The organism is Herbiconiux liangxiaofengii, from assembly GCF_041927335.1.
Lineage (GTDB): Bacteria > Actinomycetota > Actinomycetes > Actinomycetales > Microbacteriaceae > Herbiconiux > Herbiconiux liangxiaofengii.
This window is the reverse complement of sequence record NZ_JBHFHD010000015.1, coordinates 73,506-90,911: the sequence shown is the minus strand read 5'-3', so window position 1 is coordinate 90,911 and position 17,406 is coordinate 73,506. Positions and strand designations below refer to the sequence as shown.

The following is a 17,406-nucleotide window of genomic DNA, read 5'->3' as shown; positions in this document are numbered from 1 at the left end:
GGTCAGTGGCCGGCCGGCCCCTGGTCGTCGCCGTCGATCTCGTGCTGCTCGCGGTCGTTCGGCTTGATGGAGAGCGAGAACATCGCCATCACCACCAGCGTGACGATGAAGGCGATGCCGAAGAAGACCCCCGCGAGGAGGAACTCGCGCGTCGCCATCAGCACCACCAGCCCCACGAACACGGAGAGCACGGCGGAGAGCACGATCAGTTCGACCGGCTTCAGCCGGTCGCGCCTCGTAGGTTGGTTCACGATGTCCTTCTGGTGGGTTCAGGCCCGGTTGCCGTCACGGGTGCGCCGGATCCCCAGCGCAGCGACAGCCCACCGATCACGAGGAAGAGACCCACGACGGCGCAGTACGCCCCGAGCATCCCGACCGCGAACACCGGGTCGGTGGGGAAGAAGATCAGCACCAGGGCGAACGCCACGGTGAGCGCACCCACCACGGCCCAGTCGCGGCCGGCCGGGTTCTTGCCCGCCTTCAGGCCCGCGTAGAGCTCGAGGAACCCGCCGATCGCGGAGTTCATGGTGGCGCAGAAGAGCAGGAAGCCCAGACCGCCGTCGTTGAACCCGAGCGCCAAGGCCCCGAAGACCACGCCCGAGATGCCGTGCACCAGGAACACCACACGAGTGGCCCGATCGGTGACGGTGCGCCACGACAGCACGGCCAGGATCAGGCCGGAGACGATGGCGAACACCCCGTAGGCGAACAACCCCACCTGGGCGGAGTGGTTCGAGGAGAAGGTGATCACCAGCGCCGTCACGATGAACGGCACGGCGCGCGCCACCGGCACACCCCAGTAGGGCGACCGCGCGATGCTGCGGCGGGGATCGGTCACTGGCGTGGGCCTCGATTCGGGTGGAGATGTGCCTCTAGTTTATTGCGCCCCGGCTGAGTGCCCGTCGTGCCGGGTTCGACGGCCACCAGAAGCGGTCGCCGGTGAGGAAGACGAGAGCGGGCACGAGCACGGTGCGCACCACCAGAGTGTCCAACAGCACGCCGATGCACACGATCACTCCGATCTGCGTCAGCGCCACCACCGGCAGCACCCCGAGCACCGCGAACACCGCCGCCAGCAGGATGCCCGCACTGGTGATCACGCCACCGGTGGAGCTGAGGGCGCGCACCATTCCTTCCCGGGTGCCGTGCCGAGCGGCCTCCTCCCGGGCGCGGGTGGTGAGGAAGATGTTGTAGTCGACGCCGAGCGCCACCAGGAACAAGAACGCGAAGAGCACCACGTTCGAGTCGAAGGCCGGGAACCCCAGCAGGTTCTGGAACAGCACGTTCGACGCGCCGAGGCTCGCGAAGAAGGTGGCCAGCACGCTCGCGATCAACAGCACCGGAGCCACCAGCGACCGCAGCAGCATCGCCAGGATGACGAACACGATCGCGAGGATGAGCGGGATGATCAGGGCCTGATCCGCGGCCGCGGCCGTGTTCGTGTCGAGCGCCGTGGCATCGTTGCCGCCCACCAGGCTGTCGGCGAGCTCGCCTCCGGCATCGGCGTACGCGGCCCGGAGCGACGTCACGGTGTCGAAGGCGCCGTCGCTCTCCGGCTCGGCGGCGAGGGTCACGTCGAGGCGGGTGACGCCGGCGGCGCTCTCGCCCGGCCGCACCGCCTCGACGCCGGGCACGGTCTCGGCGAGGCTCACCGCGTCGGACGTCACCGCATCCGGGGTGAGCACGATCGTCTGGGCGGTCAAGCCCGCCGAGAACGACTCGTCGATCACCGACTGGGCCTTCACCGAGTCGGGCTCGCCGACGAGCTGGTCGGTCTGCGAGAGACCCACCTTCACGCCGATCAGGCCGAGCGACAGCACGCCGATGCCCAGCACGGCCACGAGGGCGACCGACATCGGTCGTTTTGCGACGCCGCGGCCGAGCCGCATCCAGAAGCCGGCGCGAGGCGAGGCGTGGGGATGCGCACGGTCGCCCCCGGCGACCGCATCCGTTCGCCCGGCGGCCCGCGGCACGAACGGCCAGAACAGCCCGCGACCGCACACCACGAGCGCTGCCGGCAGCACCAGAAGGGCGAACAGGATGGCGACCACCACGCCCACCGCGCAGGCCAAGCCCAGGGCGCGGTTGCCGCCCAGCTCGGCCAGCAGCAGGGTGAGCAGGCTCAGCGCCACGGTTCCGCCGCTGGCCGCGATGGCGGGCCCGGCGCTCCGCCACGCCGTGAGCATGGCGGTGTGGCGGTCGGGCTCGTGGGTGAGCTCCTCGCGGTAGCGGGCCACCAGCAGGAGTGCGTAGTTCGTGCCGGCGCCGAACACCAGCACCGACAGGATGCCGCCGATCGAGGCGTCGATGGTGATGCCGAGCGGCTCGGCCAGGCTGGTCATCACCACCCGCGCGAGGCCGTCGGCGAGCCCCACCACGGCGAGCGGCACGATCCAGAGCACGGGGGAGCGGTAGGTGACGATGAGCAGGATGGCGACCACGATCACGGTCACCAGCAGCAGCCGGAAATCGGCTCCCGCGAAGGCGTTGGAGATGTCGGCCTGGAAGCCGACCGGGCCGCTGAGCAGGGCCGTGAGGCCGTCGGGCAGGTCGGCGCCCGCCTCGGCCCGCAGTCCGTCGGCCCGTTCTCCGACGTCGCCGTCGGGGTCGGCCGCCAGCGGAACGGCCACGAGGGCGGCGGTGCCGTCGTCGCTGAACTGCGGCACTACCGCCTGGGGCGCGAGCGAGTCTGCGGCGAGGCGCGTCGCCGCTGCCGTGACAGCCTCGCGGTCGGCCTGGGTGAGGGCGTCGCCGGCCCGCGTGTAGACAACGATCGCCGCGGTGGTGTCGGCATCCGGGAACTGCTCGAGGAGCGCCGAGACCCGGGCCGACTCGCTCGAGTCGGGGAGCCCGGAGGGCGGGAAGGCGTCGCTCTCGCTCTGCGGGAGCAGGGCGAACAGCAGGGTCACCGCCACGGCGGTGAGGGCGAGAGTCACCCAGGCGGTGCCTCGTCCGCTGACGAATCGCGCGACTGTTCGCATGCTCTCTCTCCTAGGAATCGGCGTGGCGGGGCTATTCGCTAAGCAACTTAGCTACCTATGGGATTAGCATGTCATTCATGACAGACGGCCGCAACCCGGAGAGCACGGCACCGTGGTCGCGCGACGACCTGGCCGAGAGCGGCATGCCGATGGTGTCGCAGATCTCCCAGCAGCTGCGCGACGTCGACGCCCTCTCGCGCGCCTTCGAGCGACGCCTCGGTTCGGTGCTGACCGTGAACCAGACCGACCTCACGGCGATGGAGCACCTCATCCAGGAGGGCCCGCTCACGCCGAGCGAGCTCGCCACGCGCTTGAAGGTCACCACCGCGGCCTCGACCCTCGTGGTCGACCGTCTGGTCGCCCTCGGGCACGCCGAGCGGCATCCGCACGAGCACGACCGCCGCAAGATCGTGGTGGTGCCCGCGCGCTCGTCGGTCGACCGCACGGTGCAGGAGCTGCTGCCGATCATCCACGGCATCGCGGGCATCGTCGACGACCTCAGCGAGGCCGAGCGAACGGTGGTCTCGGATTTCCTGGCCCGCGTCGCCGACGTCTACCGCGCGGCGGTCACGGCCCCCTGAGCGGCCCGGCCCACGCCGATCAGGCGGGGGGCATGTCCGCGAAGCGGGAGAAGTGGCCGTGGAAGCCCACGGTGATGGTGGCCGTGGGCCCGTTGCGGTGCTTGGCCACGATGAAGTCGGCCTCGCCCGCCCGTGGGTTGTCTTTCTCGTAGGCGCCCTCGCGGTGCAGCAGGATGACCATGTCGGCATCCTGCTCGAGCGAACCGGATTCGCGCAGGTCGCTGATGGCCGGCTTCTTGTCGGCCCGCTGCTCGGGGCCACGGTTCAGCTGCGAGAGGGCGATCACCGGCACCTGCAGTTCCTTCGCCATGAGCTTCAGCGCTCGCGAGAACTCCGACACCTCCTGCTGGCGGCTCTCCACCTTCTTGCCGCTCGTCATCAGCTGCAGGTAGTCGATGACCACGAGCTTCAGGCCCACCTTCTGCTTCAGGCGACGGCACTTCGCACGGATCTCGACCAGGGTCATGTTCGGGCTGTCGTCGATGTAGAAGGGCGCGTCGTTGATGCGGCCGCGGGTGGAGGCCAGCGTCGTCCAGTCGCGGCCCTCGATGCGGCCCTTGCGCATGCTCTGCAGCGGTACGGATGCCTCGGCCGAGAGCAGGCGCATCGCGATCTCCGAGCGCCCCATCTCGAGCGAGAAGAAGATCGACGGCATGTCGTTCTTGATCGACGCCGCGCGGCAGAAGTCGAGCGCCAACGTCGACTTACCGAGCGCCGGACGCGCGGCCACGATGATCATCTGCCCCGGGTGGAAGCCGTTGGTGAGGTTGTCGAGGTCGGCGAAGCCCGTGGGCACGCCCGTCATCGACCCGTCTTTGCCCGCGGCCGCCTCGATCTCGTCGATCGCCGCGGTGACGGCGACGGTGAGAGGCACGTAGTCTTCGGCCTCGACGCCGCCGTTGACCGCGTACACCTCGGCCTGGGCGTTGTTGACCAGGTCGGTCACCTCGCCTTCGCTGGCGTACCCCATCTGCACGATGCGGGTGCCCGCCTCGACGAGTCGGCGCAGCACAGCCTTCTCGCTCACGATCTGGGCGTAGTACCCGGCGTTCGCCGCCGTGGGCACGAGGCTCGTGAGGGTGTGCAGGTAGTCGGCCCCACCGGCGCGGGTGAGCTCTCCGGTCTTGGTGAGCTCGTCGGTCACCGCGATGACGTCGGTCGGCTCTCCGTGCGAGTACAGGTTGAGGATGGCCTCGAAGATCACCTCGTGCTTCGGGATGTAGAAGTCGACCGCCCGCATCACCTCGACCACGTCGGCCACGGCGTCCTTCGACAGGAGCATGCCGCCCAGCGCGCTCTGCTCGGCGAGCAGGTCGTGCGGAGGGGTGCGCTCTCCCGCACGCGGTGCGCCCTGGCGCTCTTCTCCGGCGAGACCGAGATGGGCGATCGACACTGCTGCTCCGCTTCCGCCGCGCGAGGCGGCCGTGACTGTGTTCTTTTCCTACGCCGAGCCACCGACATCGTCGTTCCGTGGGGCGCTGCCCAAGACTAGGAACGGGTTCGGTGCGGATCAACACGGCCTGTGGATAACTCTGTGGAACATCTGCGCGAAACGCCGGGCGCCATGTGCACTACCTGTGCACTCAGGTGTGGACAACCTGGAGACCGGTCGTTTAAAAGCCGCTCTGACCTGGGCTTTCCAGTTTCCACACCGTCCACACCCACACTTCCTTCGACTCCCGCTTGAGGGTTAGCGAACCGGTGTGTTCCTGTGCATAGAGATGGGGAGAATTCGGGCATGGAAAAGGGGTGTCCGAGCCTTTCGGCCCGCGACACCCCTTCTCGAATGCTGCTACTTGGCAGCGACCACCTGGAGCGAGATCGTCGCCGAGAGGTCGTCGCGCAGTCGCACGGTGGCCTCGTGGTTGCCCGTCACCTTGATGGCGTTGGGGATCTCGATCTTGCGCTTGTCGAGGCTGCCGATGCCGGCCGCCGCCACCGCGTCGGCGATGTCGGAGGTCTTCACCGAACCGAACAGGCGTCCGCCCTGGCCCGCCTTGACCGTGAGCTTCACGACGGCGTTCTCGAGCGTCTGCTTGAGGTGCTGGGCCTCTTCGACGGTTGCGAGCTCGCGAGCGGTGCGAGCGGCTTTGATCTGCTCGACCTGCTTCTCGCCACCGCGGCTCCATGCCACGGCGAAGCCCTTGGGGATGAGGTAGTTACGGGCGAAGCCGTTCTTGACCTCGACGACGTCACCGGGAGTACCGAGACCGGTCACCTCGTGGGTGAGAATGAGTTTCGACATGCTGCTGCTCCTTAACGGCCTGAGCCGGCGTAGGGCAGAAGTGCCATCTCGCGGGCGTTCTTGACGGCACGGGCGATGAGGCGCTGCTCCTGGACGGAGACTCCCGTGATACGGCGGGCGCGGATCTTTCCACGCTCCGAGATGAACTTGCGAAGGGTCGCGACGTCTTTGTAGTCGATGACTCCGACGCGGATGGACTTCGCCGGGGCCGCGTTCTTCGCGCCCTTGGCGCCGCGGAGCGGCTTGCGGCGGTCGCCGCTTGACTTTCCAGCCATTGGTTTACTGTCCTGTTCTGAAAGAAGAGAAGTTTAGAAGGGGGTGTCGTCGGCGTAGCTGCCGGGGGTGTTCCAGACGTCGTTGCCGCCGCCTCCGTTGGAGGAGGCGGTCGAAGGCGCGCTGGCTGCCCAGGGCTCTTCGACGGCCGACTGGCCACGCGAGCCGCCGTTGAAGTTGCCTCCACCGCCGCCGCCACCTGCGCCACCACTGGACGCACGCGTCACCTGGGCGGTCGCGTACCGGAGCGAGGGACCGATCTCGTCGACCTCGAGCTCGATCGAGGTGCGCTTCTCGCCCTCTTTCGTCTCGTAGGAGCGCTGACGCAGACGGCCGGTCGCGACGACGCGGCTGCCCTTCGTGAGCGACCCGGCGACGTGCTCGGCGAACTCGCGCCACACCGACGCCCGGAGGAACAGCGCTTCGCCGTCCTTCCAGTCGTTCGACGCGCGGTCGAAGGTGCGAGGCGTCGAAGCGATCGTGAAGTTCGCGACCGCGAGCCCGTTCTGCGTGTAGCGCAGTTCAGGATCGGCCGTGAGGTTGCCCACCACGGTGATGACGGTTTCGCCGGCCATGGTCGACTACTCGCCGGCCTCGGTCTTGGCAGCGGGCTTCGCAGCCGGCGCAGCCTTGACGGCGGCGGTCGGAGCAGCGGCAGCGGCCGGTGCAGCAGCGGCCGGAGCGGCAGCCTTGGGGTTGGCGGCCTTGCGGGCGGCCTTCTCCTCGGCGAGCTTCGACGCGGCGGCGACCTGCGCGATGCCCTCTTCGGCCCGCAGCACCTTGGTGCGCATGACGGCTTCGGAGAGCTTCAGCTGACGGTCGAGCTCGACGGTGGCGTCGGAGGTCGCGGTGAGGTTCACCACGGCGTAGATGCCTTCGGTCTTCTTGTTGATCTCGTAAGCCAGGCGACGTCGGCCCCAGATGTCGACCTTGTCGACGCTGCCACCCGCGGTACGGATGACGTTGAGGAACTTGTCGAGACTCGGAGCCACGGTGCGCTCGTCGATTTCAGGATCGAGGATCACCATGAGTTCGTACTGATGCGTCACAAACCCACCTCCTTCGGACTAGAACGGCCACAGACGGTCTGTGACAGGAGGGTTCTGCATCTGTCCGGCCCCCGCGTGGAGAGTTCCACTGGGAGCTGGACGACTTCCTCACCCTACCAGAGCAGGCCTTCGGTGGCCAGGGTCGCGGGCGGCCCTCCGGAACGGCAGCGGGAGCGCGCCCTCGGTGCGGTTGTGTCAGGGTTCTTCTGTGACGAACCACCGCATCGCCCTGGTCTCGCTGCACACCTCGCCCCTGGATGCCCCCGGCCGGGCCGACGCGGGCGGCATGAACGTGATGCTGCTGGGCCTCGCCGACGCGCTCATCGCCGCCGGTCATGAGGTCGAGCTGCTCACCCGGTCGAGGGATGAGGGCGACGCCGACGCCCGCACGCCGGGCGGCGCCCTCGTGCGCCACCTCGACGCGGGGCCCCGCGCATCCGTCGCCAAGGCCGAGCTGCCGGCCCACCTCGCGGCCTTCGGCGAGCGGATGAGGGAGCTGCCCCCCTACGACCTCGTGTACTCCCACTACTGGTTGTCGGGTGCTGCCGCCCTGCCGGTGGCCCAGGAGTGGGGCGTTCCGCACGTGCAGAGCCTGCACACGGTGGCCGCTCTGAAGAACTCCTCTCTCGCGCCGGGTGACACCCCAGAGCCCGGGCTGAGGCTGTCGACCGAGCGGATGCTCGTGCGGGCCTCCGAGCTCACCGTCACGCTGAGCCGGGCCGAGCGCGCCGCCGTGCTCGAGGCCTACGGCGCTCCGGCCGACCGGGTGCGCGTCGTGGCCCCTGGCGTCGACACCCGGCTGTTCGGGGTGGGGAAGAAGGCGGCGCGGCCCACTCTCGTGGTGCTGGCCCGCATCCAGCCGCTGAAGGGGGTCGAGCTCGCGATCGAGGCCGTGGCGCGGGTGATCGGTCGCAGCGTCATTCGGGGCGGGCTGCCGTCGGGTGCGCCATCCCGGGTTCGGCCCCGGCTGGTCGTGGCCGGCGGCACGAGCCCGGGTCACGAGGCCTACGCCGACGGGCTTCGCCGCCGGGTCGCCGAGCTCGGGCTCGATGACGACATCGAGTTCCTGCCCGAGCGCACCCGGGAGCAGGCGGCCGTACTCCTGCGGGAGGCCGCGCTGCTGCTCATCCCCTCGCACTCGGAGACGTTCGGGCTCGTGGCGCTCGAGGCGGCCGCCAGCGGTACTCCGGTGATCGCCGGGCCGGCCGGCGGGCTGGCCGAGTCCGTGGCCGACGGGGTCAGCGGGGTGATCGTGCCCGAGCGCGACCCCGAGGCGTGGGCCGAGGCCATCGAGTCGCTGCTGAACGACCCGGTGGCGCTCGAGCGGCTCTCCTCCTCGGCCGCCGCCCACGGCGCCGCCCGGGGGTGGGATGCGACGGCTCTCGAACTCGGTCGGCTCACCGGGTCGCTCGCCGCCGATCCCACGGCCGGGTTCGGTGACCGCCCGGTCTTCCTGCACGCCCATCCCGACGACGAGTCGATCTCCACCGGAGGCACCCTCGCCGCGCTGATCGCCGCCGGGCGCACCCCGGTGCTCCTCACCGGAACGCGCGGCGAGTACGGCGAGGTCGTGCCGGGCGAGCTGCACCCGCTCGAGGGCACACCCGAGCTCGCCCCGCACCGCGAGCACGAGCTCGCCGCCGCGCTGGCCGAGCTCGGCGGGGTGCCGCAGCACTTCCTCGGCTCCGAGTCGGCCCGCGCAGACGGACGGCCCCCTAGGCAGTATTCCGATTCGGGAATGCAGTGGGGAGAAGATGGATTCGCCGAGGCGACCGCCGAGGCCGGCGCGGACTCGCTGAGCCTCGCCCCTCTCGAGGACGTGGTGCTCGACGTGCTCGCGGGCATCCGGAATCTGGCGCCGCACGGGGTCACCGCGGTGGTGGGCTACGACGCGCTCGGCGGATACGGCCACCCCGACCACGTGCGGATGCACCACGCGGGGGTGGAGGCGGCCCGGCGGCTCGGGGTGCCCTACCTCGCGATCGTGGAGCCGCGGGTGGAGGGAGAAGCCGGCTCGGCCGCGACGCTCGCAGTGCCGCTCGACTCTGAGGCTCTCGCCGCGAAGACCCGTGCGATGGCCGCTCACCGCACCCAGCTCACCATCGCCGGAGACCCGCCGGAGTTCACGCTGAGCGGGGGTCAGACCCACCCCGTGGCGGGCGTCGAGCGGTACCGGCTGCTGCCGTGAGGGCGCACGCATGCTCCGTCCAGCCCAGCGGGCATAAGATCGTGGAGTTTTGACACAAGAGAAAAAGGCTGACGGAATGGGCATCAAGGTCGCGATCGCGGGCGTGGGCAACTGCGCGAACTCTCTCATCCAGGGTGTGACGTACTACGCCGAGGCGGATGACACCGAGGCGGTGCCCGGCCTGATGCACGTGCGCTTCGGTCAGTACCACGTGGGCGACATCGAGTTCGTGGCCGCCTTCGACGTCGACGCCGAGAAGGTGGGCGCCGATCTCGCCGACGCCATCTGGGCGAGCGAGAACAACACCCTGAAGTTCGCCGATGTGGCCCCCACCGGTGTCACCGTGCAGCGCGGTCCCACCCTCGACGGGCTCGGCGAGTACTACGTCGAGATGATCGAGGAGTCCGACGCCGAGCCCGTCGACGTGGTCGCGGCCCTGCGCGAATCCGGCGCCGACGTGCTCGTGTGCTACCTGCCCGTGGGGTCGGAGAAGGCCGCGAAGTTCTACGCGCAGGCGGCGCTGGACGCCGGGGTGGGCTTCGTCAACGCCATCCCCGTGTTCATCGCCTCCGACCCCGAGTGGGCCGCGAAGTTCACCGCCGCCGGCCTGCCGATCGTGGGCGATGACATCAAGAGCCAGGTGGGCGCCACCATCACGCACCGCGTGCTCGCCCGGTTGCTGGAGAGCCGCGGCATCCAGCTCGACCACACGTACCAGCTCAACGTGGGCGGCAACATGGACTTCAAGAACATGCTCGAGCGGCGCCGCCTGAACTCCAAGAAGATCTCCAAGACGCAGTCGGTCACCTCGAACATCGACATCGACCTGCCCGAGGGCGACGTGCACATCGGCCCGAGCGACCACGTGCCGTGGCTGAACGACCGCAAGTTCGCGTTCGTGCGCCTCGAGGGCCACGGCTTCGGCGGCGCCCCGATGAGCCTGGAGTACAAGCTCGAGGTGTGGGACTCGCCGAACTCGGCCGGGGTCATCATCGACGCCGTGCGCGCGGCGAAGGTGGCGCTCGACGCCGGGCTGGGCGGGCCCGTCGAGCCCGCGGCGGCCTACTTCATGAAGTCGCCGCCGCGTCAGCTGCCCGACGAGGTGGCGCGCACCGAGCTCGAGGCGTTCATCGCCGCCAACACCCCCGCCTCCTGACCTCGAACCCCAGATCCGTCACTTTTCGCCCCAAAATCCCCGTTTTGGGGCCGAAAGTGACGGGTCTGGCGTGAGCGCGGCTCAGAGGGAGGCGTGCCATTCGAGCAGACGCCGGGTGGCCTCGTCCTCACCCAGGGGGCCCTCGTCGAGCCTCAGTTCGAGCAGGAACGCCCGCGCCTGCCCCACCTCGCGGCCGGGCTTGAGATCGAGGATGCGCATGATCTGCTCGCCGTCGAGATCGGGCCGCACCGACTCGAGCTCCTCCTGCTCGGCGAGCGCCGCGATGCGGGCCTCGAGGTCGTCGTAGGCGAATGACAGCTGGTCGGCCTTGCGCCGGTTGCGCGTCGTCACGTCGGCCCGGGTCAGGATGTGCAGGCGCTCGAGCTGGTCGCCGGCGTCGCGCACGTAGCGTCGCACGGCCGAGTCGGTCCACGCTCCGTCGGTGTAGCCGAAGAACCTCAGGTGCAGCTCGATCAGGCGTGAGACCGCCGCGATGGTGTCGTTGTCGAAACGCAGCTCGCGCAGGCGCTTCCGTGCGAGCTTGGCGCCCACCACGTCGTGGTGGTGGAACGACACCTGGCCGCCGGGCTCGTTGCGCTTGGTCGCGGGCTTGCCGATGTCGTGCAGCAGCGCGGCGAGCCGCACCACGAGGTCGGGGGAGCGCAGCCGCCCCCGCGACTTCTCCAGGTCGATGGCCTGGTCGAGCACGGTGAGGCTGTGCTCGTAGACGTCTTTGTGGTGGTGGTGCTCGTCGCGCTCGAGCTGCAGGGCGGGCACCTCGGGGAGCACCAGCTCGGCGAGCCCGCTCTCGACGAGCAGTTCCACGCCGCGACGTGGCGCATCCGTCTTCAGCAGCTTCGACAGCTCGTCGTTCACCCGCTCGATCGACACGATGCCGATCGAGTCCTTCATCTCGGTGATGGCCACGGCGGTGTCGACCGCCACCGTGAAGCCGAGCTGGGCGGTGAAACGGATGGCCCGCAGCATCCGCAGCGGGTCGTCGCCGAACGACACCTCGGGGGCGCCGGGCGTGCGAAGCACCCCCGCGATGAGGTCGTCCATGCCGCCCGAGGGGTCGACGAGCACCAGCTCGGGCAACCGCAGCGCCATCGCGTTCACGGTGAAGTCGCGTCGCAGAAGATCGCCCTCGAGCGAGTCGCCGAACTCCACGGCGGGCTTGCGGCTGGTGTGGTCGTACTCGTCGGAGCGGTAGGTGGTGATCTCCACGCTCTCTCCGTCGATGCGGGCCGCGATCGTTCCGAACGCCCGCCCCACGTCCCACTGCGCCTGCGAGATGGGCGTCACGATGGCGAGGATCTCGTCGGGCCGCGCGTCGGTGGTGAAGTCGAGGTCGGTGATCGACCGGCCGAGGAAGGCGTCGCGAACGGGACCGCCGACGAGGGCGAGCTCATGCCCGGCCTCACGGAAGGCGGCGGCGAGCTTCGCCACGGGGCCGTCGCCCGCGAGCGTCGCCAGGAACTCGAGGGACTGCTGAACCGACTGCACCGAGCTATTTTAGCGGCGCGCCCCGTGCCGCCCAGCCGGTTGCCCGATCTCCCAGGCCGACTCTCCTAGAATCGGGTCTACGGATGCGAGCGCCACCGAGCGCGCTCGACTCGGCCTATGAAACCAGCAGCGCGTCGATTGTCTCGAGTTGCGCCCGCGATCGCAGCCAGCGCGCTGCTCGCCGGTGCCATGCTCGCGACCCCGATCGGAGCATCCGCCACGACCTTCTCGGGCGCGACGCCGGCACCAGCCGCACCCTCCGCCGTCGACACCGCCACTGCGGGCGCCACCGTCTCGGTCGCCCCCGCGGCGAACGGGGTTCTCACGGCCGGCGGCGACCTGACGGTGTCGATCGAGCTCGCCGACACCGGCGGCTCCGGCCTCGGCGCGGGCACCGTCTCACTGGCGATCGACCGCACCGAGCTCGCTGATTCGGCCGGGCTCACGGCCTGGCTCGACGGCAGCACGCCGGCGGCGGCCACCCCGATCGCCACGGTCGCGTCATCCGCCGTGTCTGCTCCGGCGACCTCGACCCAGCAGGTCGTGGTGCCCGCAGCCCAGCTGCCGCAGGGCCTCACGGGCGCTCACGGGCTCGTGGCCACCCTCACGGTCGACGGCGCCGACGTGGCCTCCGCCCGCTCGACCGTGGTGATCGACGACGGATCACTCACCCAGCGAGCCGACGTGACGGTGGTGGCCCCCATCACCTCGGTGGCGAGCTCCACCGGCCTCATCCAGGCGCCGGCGCTCGAGGCGTTCACCAACGACACCGGCGTGCTCACCCGCGAACTTGACGCCGTGCTGGGCCGGCCGGTGACCATCGCGGTCGATCCGCGCATCATCGTGTCGATCCGGGCGCTGGGCTCGACCGCGCCGGAGTCGGCCGTGGCGTGGCTCGAGCGGCTCGAATCGGCCTCGAACCCCATCATCCCGCTCACCTACGGCGACTCCGACATCTCCGGCGAGCGCCAGGCCGGGGCCCCGGCCGTGCTGCAGCCCACGTCGTTCGCCTACGCGCTCGACCCGGCCGATTTCACCGACGTCGACGACCTCATCGAGCCGACCGCCACCGCGAGCCCCACCCCTACGCCGTCGCCCACCGCCGCAACGGCGACCACCCCCACCCTCGAGCAGCTCACCGCGTGGAACTACACCGCCACGTCGGTCGCCTGGCCGCGCGCCGGCTCGGTGACGGCGGCCGACCTGCCGTTCTTCGCCGCATCCGGCTACAGCACCACCATCGTCGATTCGCAGCAGGTCGCCGCCACGGGGAACGGAGCGGTTCCGGCCGTCGCCACCACGGGTGAGCAGTCACTGCTGGTGGCCGACCACGCGGTGTCGCAGGCTGTACAGGATGCGGTGGCCGCCGGTTCTGAGACCGGCCGCGGCGAGGCGGTGGCCGAGCTCTCGGCCGCCCTCGCGGTCGCCGCCTCGGCCGCCGGTGGAACCGCGGAGTCACCCGCCCCCGTGCTCGCCGTGCTCGACCGCGCGGCGATGAACCTCACCAGCATCGACCAGGTGATGGGTGTGATCGAGGGTCTGCCCTGGAGCGCCCCCGATTCCATCACCACGCTGCTGAACACGGCCCCCACCACCACGGTATCCATCGTCGACGCCCCGCAATCGGAGGAGCGGGTGGCGCGGATCGCGAAACTGCTCGGCGAGGCGGCGCAGGTGGATGCGTTCTCCTCGGTGCTCGTCGAACCCGCCCTGCTCTCGGGCCGGCACCGCGCCGATCTGCTGGCCCTGCTCTCGAACAGCTGGGTGGCCAACGAGGGCGGCTGGAGCGTGACCTCCGATGCCTCGGGCACCGATACCGCCGCCACGCTGGCCTCCGTGCAGATCGTCGAGGGCTCCGACATCAACCTGCTCTCGAGCCAGGCGCCGCTGCCGCTCACCATCAGCAACGAGTTGCCGTATCCGGTGTCGGTGATCGTGCACGTCACGGCCTCGAACGGCCGGCTGCTGATCGCTCAGAACGACGTGGGCGTGACGGTCGAGGCGAATTCGCGCAAGGGTGCTCAGATCCCGGTGACGGCGGTGGCGAACGGATCGGTCGTGCTGAGCTTCCAGCTCACCAGCACCACCGGGGTGCTGATCTCGAATCCGTCGCCCGTGGCCGTGAACGTGAGCGCCGACTGGGAGACCTGGGGAACCGTGATCGGTGCCGGGGTGCTCGTGCTGCTGTTCGGTGCCGGACTCACCCGCAACATCCTCCGCCGTCGCCGGCAGCGGGGGCAGCCGGAGGAGACCTCGTGACCAGCACCAGCATCGGGCGCGCCAGCGCGTTCCTCGCCTCGGGCACGATCGTCTCGCGCGCCATGGGATTCGTGCGCACGATCGTGCTGCTGCAGACGATCGGCGCCGTGGGCAGCGCGAGTGCCGACGCGTTCGCCGTGGCCAATCAGCTGCCGAACAACATCTACGCCATCATCGCGGGCGGGACCCTCTCGGCGGTGCTGGTGCCGCAGATCGTGCGAGCGACGCTGCACAGCGACGGCGGCAAGGGTTACATCAACAAGCTGCTCACCATCACGATGGTGATCCTGGGTGTCACGACGCTCGCAGCCACGTTGTTGGCGCCGGTGCTGGTGACGGTTTCGGCGGCCAGCTGGTCGGGAGAGCAGCGGGCGCTCGCCATCGCCTTCGCCTACTGGTGCCTGCCGCAGATCTTCTTCTACGGGCTCTACACGGTTCTCGGCGAGGTGTTGAACGCCAAGAACGTGTTCGGCCCGTTCACCTGGGCACCGGCGGTGAACAACGTGGTGTCGATCGCGGGCCTCGTGGTGTTCATGACGCTCTTCGGTGACGACCCGAACGGGGAGCGGTTCGTCACCGACTGGTCGCCCGACAAGATCGCCCTGCTCGGCGGCTCGACCACCCTCGCGGTGGCGGCGCAGGCCCTCGTGCTCTTCCTGTTCTGGCGACGGGCGGGCATCCGCTACCGGCCCGACTTCCGCTGGCGCGGTGTGGGCCTCGGTGCCGCCGGCAAGCTCGCGGGGTGGACCTTCGGCATGCTGCTGGTCACCCAGGCGGCCGGCCTGGTGGAGACGAACGTGGCGGCCATCGCCTCGGGCGACGCCGCGTCGGTCGCGGCCATCCAGGCGGCCTGGCTCATCTTCATGCTGCCGCACTCGCTCATCACCGTGTCGCTGGTCACGGCCTACTTCACCAAGATGAGCGGACACGCCAACCGAGGCGAGACCACCGAGTTGCGACGGGATGTGTCGGCCGCGCTGCGCATCGCGACCCTGTTCATGGTGCTCGGCACCGTGGTGCTGATGGTGACCGCCTACCCGTTCACGAGCCTGTTCACCGGCAATCTCGCCGACACCGTGGCCATGGGCAACGTGCTGATCGCCTTCCTGGTGGGCCTGGTGCCGTTCAGCGCGCTGTTCGTGCTGCAGCGCGTGTTCTACTCGCTCAGCGACACGAAGACGCCGTTCTTCCTGCAGGTTCTTCAGGCTTCGATCTTCACGGTGCTGTCGCTGTGCTGCGCGTTGCTGCCCGACGATCTGATCGCCATCGGGCTGGCCCTCGCCCTGTCGCTGGCCACTGCCGTCCAGACCGTGGTGGCCGCCGTCATCATCCGGCGCCGGCTCGGGGGAGTGGGCGGGTCGACGGTGCTCAAGAGCACCGGGCGGTTCGTCGTGGCCGCGCTGCCCACCGCCGTGGCCGGGGTTCTCGTCTACTGGGGCATCCGGAGCACGCTGGGCGACGAGTTCCTCACGGGCGGGTTCCTCACGCCGATCGTCTCGATGGCCGTGCTCGGCGTTGCGATGCTGCTGGTCTACCTGGGCAGTCTCGCGCTGCTGCGCTCGCCTGAACTGGCGGATGCGCTGGGCCCCGTTCGCGCCCGCCTCACGCGGGGCCGCTGAGCGCCCGGCTGCGCTCTCAGGGAGTCCCCTGACGGCTCCGCCGCCCCGGAATACCGGACGGTTAGGATGTGTTGTACCGGTCAGCGCGCACGCCACCGGTGTGCCCGCGACCATCTCACAGGAGACAGAAACACATGCGCGAGATCATCATCATCGGCTCCGGCCCCGCTGGATTCACCGCGGCGATCTATGCCGCCCGAGCCGGCCTGAAGCCCCTTCTTCTCGCGTCGAGCGTCGAGGCCGGCGGCGAGCTGATGAACACCACCGAGGTCGAGAACTTCCCGGGCTTCCCGGAGGGCATCCAGGGCCCTGAGCTCATGATCAAGCTGCAGGAGCAGGCCGAGAAGTTCGGCACCGAGGTCGTTCTCGACGACGTGACCGCGGTTCACCTGCACGGCGACGTGAAGCGGGTCGACACCGGGTACAGCGGCACCTTCGAGGCTCGCTCGCTGATCTTCGCCACCGGTTCGGCCTACCGCAAGCTCGGCCTGCCCGACGAGGAGCGCCTCTCGGGCCGCGGAGTGTCGTGGTGCGCCACGTGCGACGGCTTCTTCTTCAAGACCAAGACCATCGCCGTGGTGGGTGGCGGCGACTCCGCGATGGAGGAAGCCACCTTCCTCACGCGCTTCGCCGAGAAGGTGTACGTGGTGCACCGCAAAGACACGCTGCGCGCCTCGAAGATCATGCAGGAGCGTGCGTTCACGAACGACAAGATCGAGTTCGTCTGGAACTCCGAGGTCGTCGGCATCTCGGGTGAGACCGCCGTCGAGGGCCTCACCTTGCGCAACACCGTCGACGGCTCCACGTCGCAGCTGCCCGTGCAGGGTCTGTTCGTGGCCATCGGCAACGACCCGCGGGTGCACCTCGTGCACGGCCAGCTGGCGCTCACGGTCGATGGCACCATCGCCGTCGAAGGCCGCTCGTCGAAGACGAACGTCGCGGGTGTCTTCGCTGCCGGTGACGTGATCGACCCCCACTACCGCCAGGCTGTCACTGCCGCTGCCTCCGGCACCGTGGCGGCGCTCGACGCCGAGCAGTTCCTCGCGTCACTCGACCAGGTCGAGGGAGCGTCGCACGCCGACCTTGCTGCCGCAGTCGCCGCCGAGGTCGAGGACCTGGTCGCAGCCGACTGAACCCGTCCGGGCCCGCCTACCCGGGCATCCGGCTCACGAACCACACGAAAGAAGGAACAATGTCCAACGCCAAGGCCGTGTCCGACGCCAGCTTCGAGGCCGACGTCCTGAACTCCGAGAAGACCATCCTGGTCGACTTCTGGGCCGAATGGTGCGGCCCGTGTCGCGCCGTCGCCCCGATCCTCGACCAGATCGCCTCGGAGCACGGCGACAAGATCGAGATCGTCAAGCTCAACGTCGACGACAACCCGCAGACGGCCATGAAGTACCAGATCACCTCGATCCCGGCGCTCAAGGTCTACAAGGGCGGCGAGGTCGTCAAGACCATCATCGGCGCCAAGCCGAAGGCGGCCCTCGAGGCCGACCTGGCCGCGTTCATCTGATCGCGTCCGCCTCCCGAACGGCCTGACGGCCAG

The 17,406-nt window shown here is 69.6% G+C and carries 15 protein-coding genes and 1 pseudogene; 7 read left to right on the top strand and 9 right to left on the bottom strand.

What is annotated here, in order from left to right; all coding sequences use genetic code 11:
• Positions 1-2: 2 nt before the first annotated feature.
• Genes ACEXOR_RS15815 through ACEXOR_RS15805 form a run of 3 tightly spaced genes read right to left on the bottom strand, consistent with a single transcriptional unit; the run spans position 3 to position 2,981 of the window.
• A complete protein-coding gene (locus ACEXOR_RS15815; RefSeq protein WP_374850682.1) occupies positions 3-251 on the bottom strand; it encodes a hypothetical protein in 249 nt (82 codons plus the stop codon).
• Positions 248-838, bottom strand: a complete 591-nt coding sequence (locus tag ACEXOR_RS15810; protein ID WP_374850681.1) for a hypothetical protein — start codon at positions 836-838, stop codon at positions 248-250. The genes ACEXOR_RS15815 and ACEXOR_RS15810 overlap by 4 nt, the downstream gene beginning before the upstream one ends.
• Before the next feature lie 34 nt (positions 839-872).
• The gene (locus ACEXOR_RS15805; RefSeq protein WP_374850680.1) at positions 873-2,981 is read right to left on the bottom strand and encodes an MMPL family transporter; all 2,109 of its coding nucleotides are present in this window, start codon (positions 2,979-2,981) and stop codon (positions 873-875) included.
• A gap of 77 nt (positions 2,982-3,058) precedes the next feature.
• Here ACEXOR_RS15805 and ACEXOR_RS15800 point away from each other — a divergent pair, with 77 nt between their 5' ends.
• Positions 3,059-3,562, top strand: a complete 504-nt coding sequence (locus tag ACEXOR_RS15800) for a MarR family winged helix-turn-helix transcriptional regulator (RefSeq protein ID WP_374850679.1) — start codon at positions 3,059-3,061, stop codon at positions 3,560-3,562.
• Between the two features lie 19 nt (positions 3,563-3,581).
• On the opposite strand, the gene dnaB is transcribed toward ACEXOR_RS15800, so the two are convergent.
• The 5 genes and pseudogenes from dnaB to rpsF form a co-directional block, all read right to left on the bottom strand.
• A complete protein-coding gene (gene dnaB / locus ACEXOR_RS15795) occupies positions 3,582-4,955 on the bottom strand; it encodes a replicative DNA helicase (RefSeq protein ID WP_374850678.1) in 1,374 nt (457 codons plus the stop codon).
• Positions 4,956-5,354: 399 nt separating this feature from the next.
• Entirely contained in the window at positions 5,355-5,807 is a 453-nt protein-coding gene (gene rplI, locus ACEXOR_RS15790; protein WP_374850677.1) for a 50S ribosomal protein L9, read from the bottom strand.
• 11 nt (positions 5,808-5,818) lie between these two features.
• Positions 5,819-6,082: a 30S ribosomal protein S18 gene (rpsR, locus tag ACEXOR_RS15785; protein WP_022895757.1), complete on the bottom strand. Its 264-nt coding sequence runs from the start codon at positions 6,080-6,082 to the stop codon at positions 5,819-5,821.
• 33 nt (positions 6,083-6,115) lie between these two features.
• Positions 6,116-6,655 carry a single-stranded DNA-binding protein gene (locus ACEXOR_RS15780; protein ID WP_374850676.1) on the bottom strand — a complete coding sequence of 180 codons (540 nt, stop codon included), beginning with the start codon at positions 6,653-6,655 and terminating at the stop codon, positions 6,116-6,118.
• A gap of 108 nt (positions 6,656-6,763) precedes the next feature.
• Positions 6,764-7,108 (bottom strand): annotated as a pseudogene (gene rpsF / locus ACEXOR_RS15775) (30S ribosomal protein S6); the annotation flags it as partial.
• A 229-nt stretch (positions 7,109-7,337) separates the two neighbouring features.
• Here rpsF and ACEXOR_RS15770 point away from each other — a divergent pair.
• Positions 7,338-9,317 carry a glycosyltransferase gene (locus ACEXOR_RS15770; protein WP_374850675.1) on the top strand — a complete coding sequence of 660 codons (1,980 nt, stop codon included), beginning with the start codon at positions 7,338-7,340 and terminating at the stop codon, positions 9,315-9,317.
• A 76-nt stretch (positions 9,318-9,393) separates the two neighbouring features.
• Positions 9,394-10,473 carry an inositol-3-phosphate synthase gene (locus ACEXOR_RS15765; RefSeq protein WP_374850674.1) on the top strand — a complete coding sequence of 360 codons (1,080 nt, stop codon included), beginning with the start codon at positions 9,394-9,396 and terminating at the stop codon, positions 10,471-10,473.
• 81 nt (positions 10,474-10,554) lie between these two features.
• On the opposite strand, the gene ACEXOR_RS15760 is transcribed toward ACEXOR_RS15765, so the two are convergent.
• Positions 10,555-11,979 carry a CCA tRNA nucleotidyltransferase gene (locus ACEXOR_RS15760; RefSeq protein WP_374850673.1) on the bottom strand — a complete coding sequence of 475 codons (1,425 nt, stop codon included), beginning with the start codon at positions 11,977-11,979 and terminating at the stop codon, positions 10,555-10,557.
• A gap of 117 nt (positions 11,980-12,096) precedes the next feature.
• Here ACEXOR_RS15760 and ACEXOR_RS15755 point away from each other — a divergent pair, with 117 nt between their 5' ends.
• From ACEXOR_RS15755 to trxA, 4 genes are all read left to right on the top strand, one after another.
• The gene (locus ACEXOR_RS15755; protein WP_374850671.1) at positions 12,097-14,238 is read left to right on the top strand and encodes a DUF6049 family protein; all 2,142 of its coding nucleotides are present in this window, start codon (positions 12,097-12,099) and stop codon (positions 14,236-14,238) included.
• Positions 14,235-15,857 (top strand): murein biosynthesis integral membrane protein MurJ, encoded by a 1,623-nt coding sequence (murJ, locus tag ACEXOR_RS15750; RefSeq protein ID WP_374850670.1) that lies wholly within the window; start codon positions 14,235-14,237, stop codon positions 15,855-15,857. The genes ACEXOR_RS15755 and murJ overlap by 4 nt, the downstream gene beginning before the upstream one ends.
• A gap of 134 nt (positions 15,858-15,991) precedes the next feature.
• Complete coding sequence (trxB, locus tag ACEXOR_RS15745; RefSeq protein ID WP_374850669.1) at positions 15,992-16,990, top strand: thioredoxin-disulfide reductase; 999 nt, start codon at positions 15,992-15,994, stop codon at positions 16,988-16,990.
• 59 nt (positions 16,991-17,049) lie between these two features.
• On the top strand, positions 17,050-17,373 hold the full coding sequence (trxA, locus tag ACEXOR_RS15740; RefSeq protein WP_374850668.1) for a thioredoxin: 324 nt from the start codon (positions 17,050-17,052) through the stop codon (positions 17,371-17,373).
• Positions 17,374-17,406: the final 33 nt, after the last annotated feature.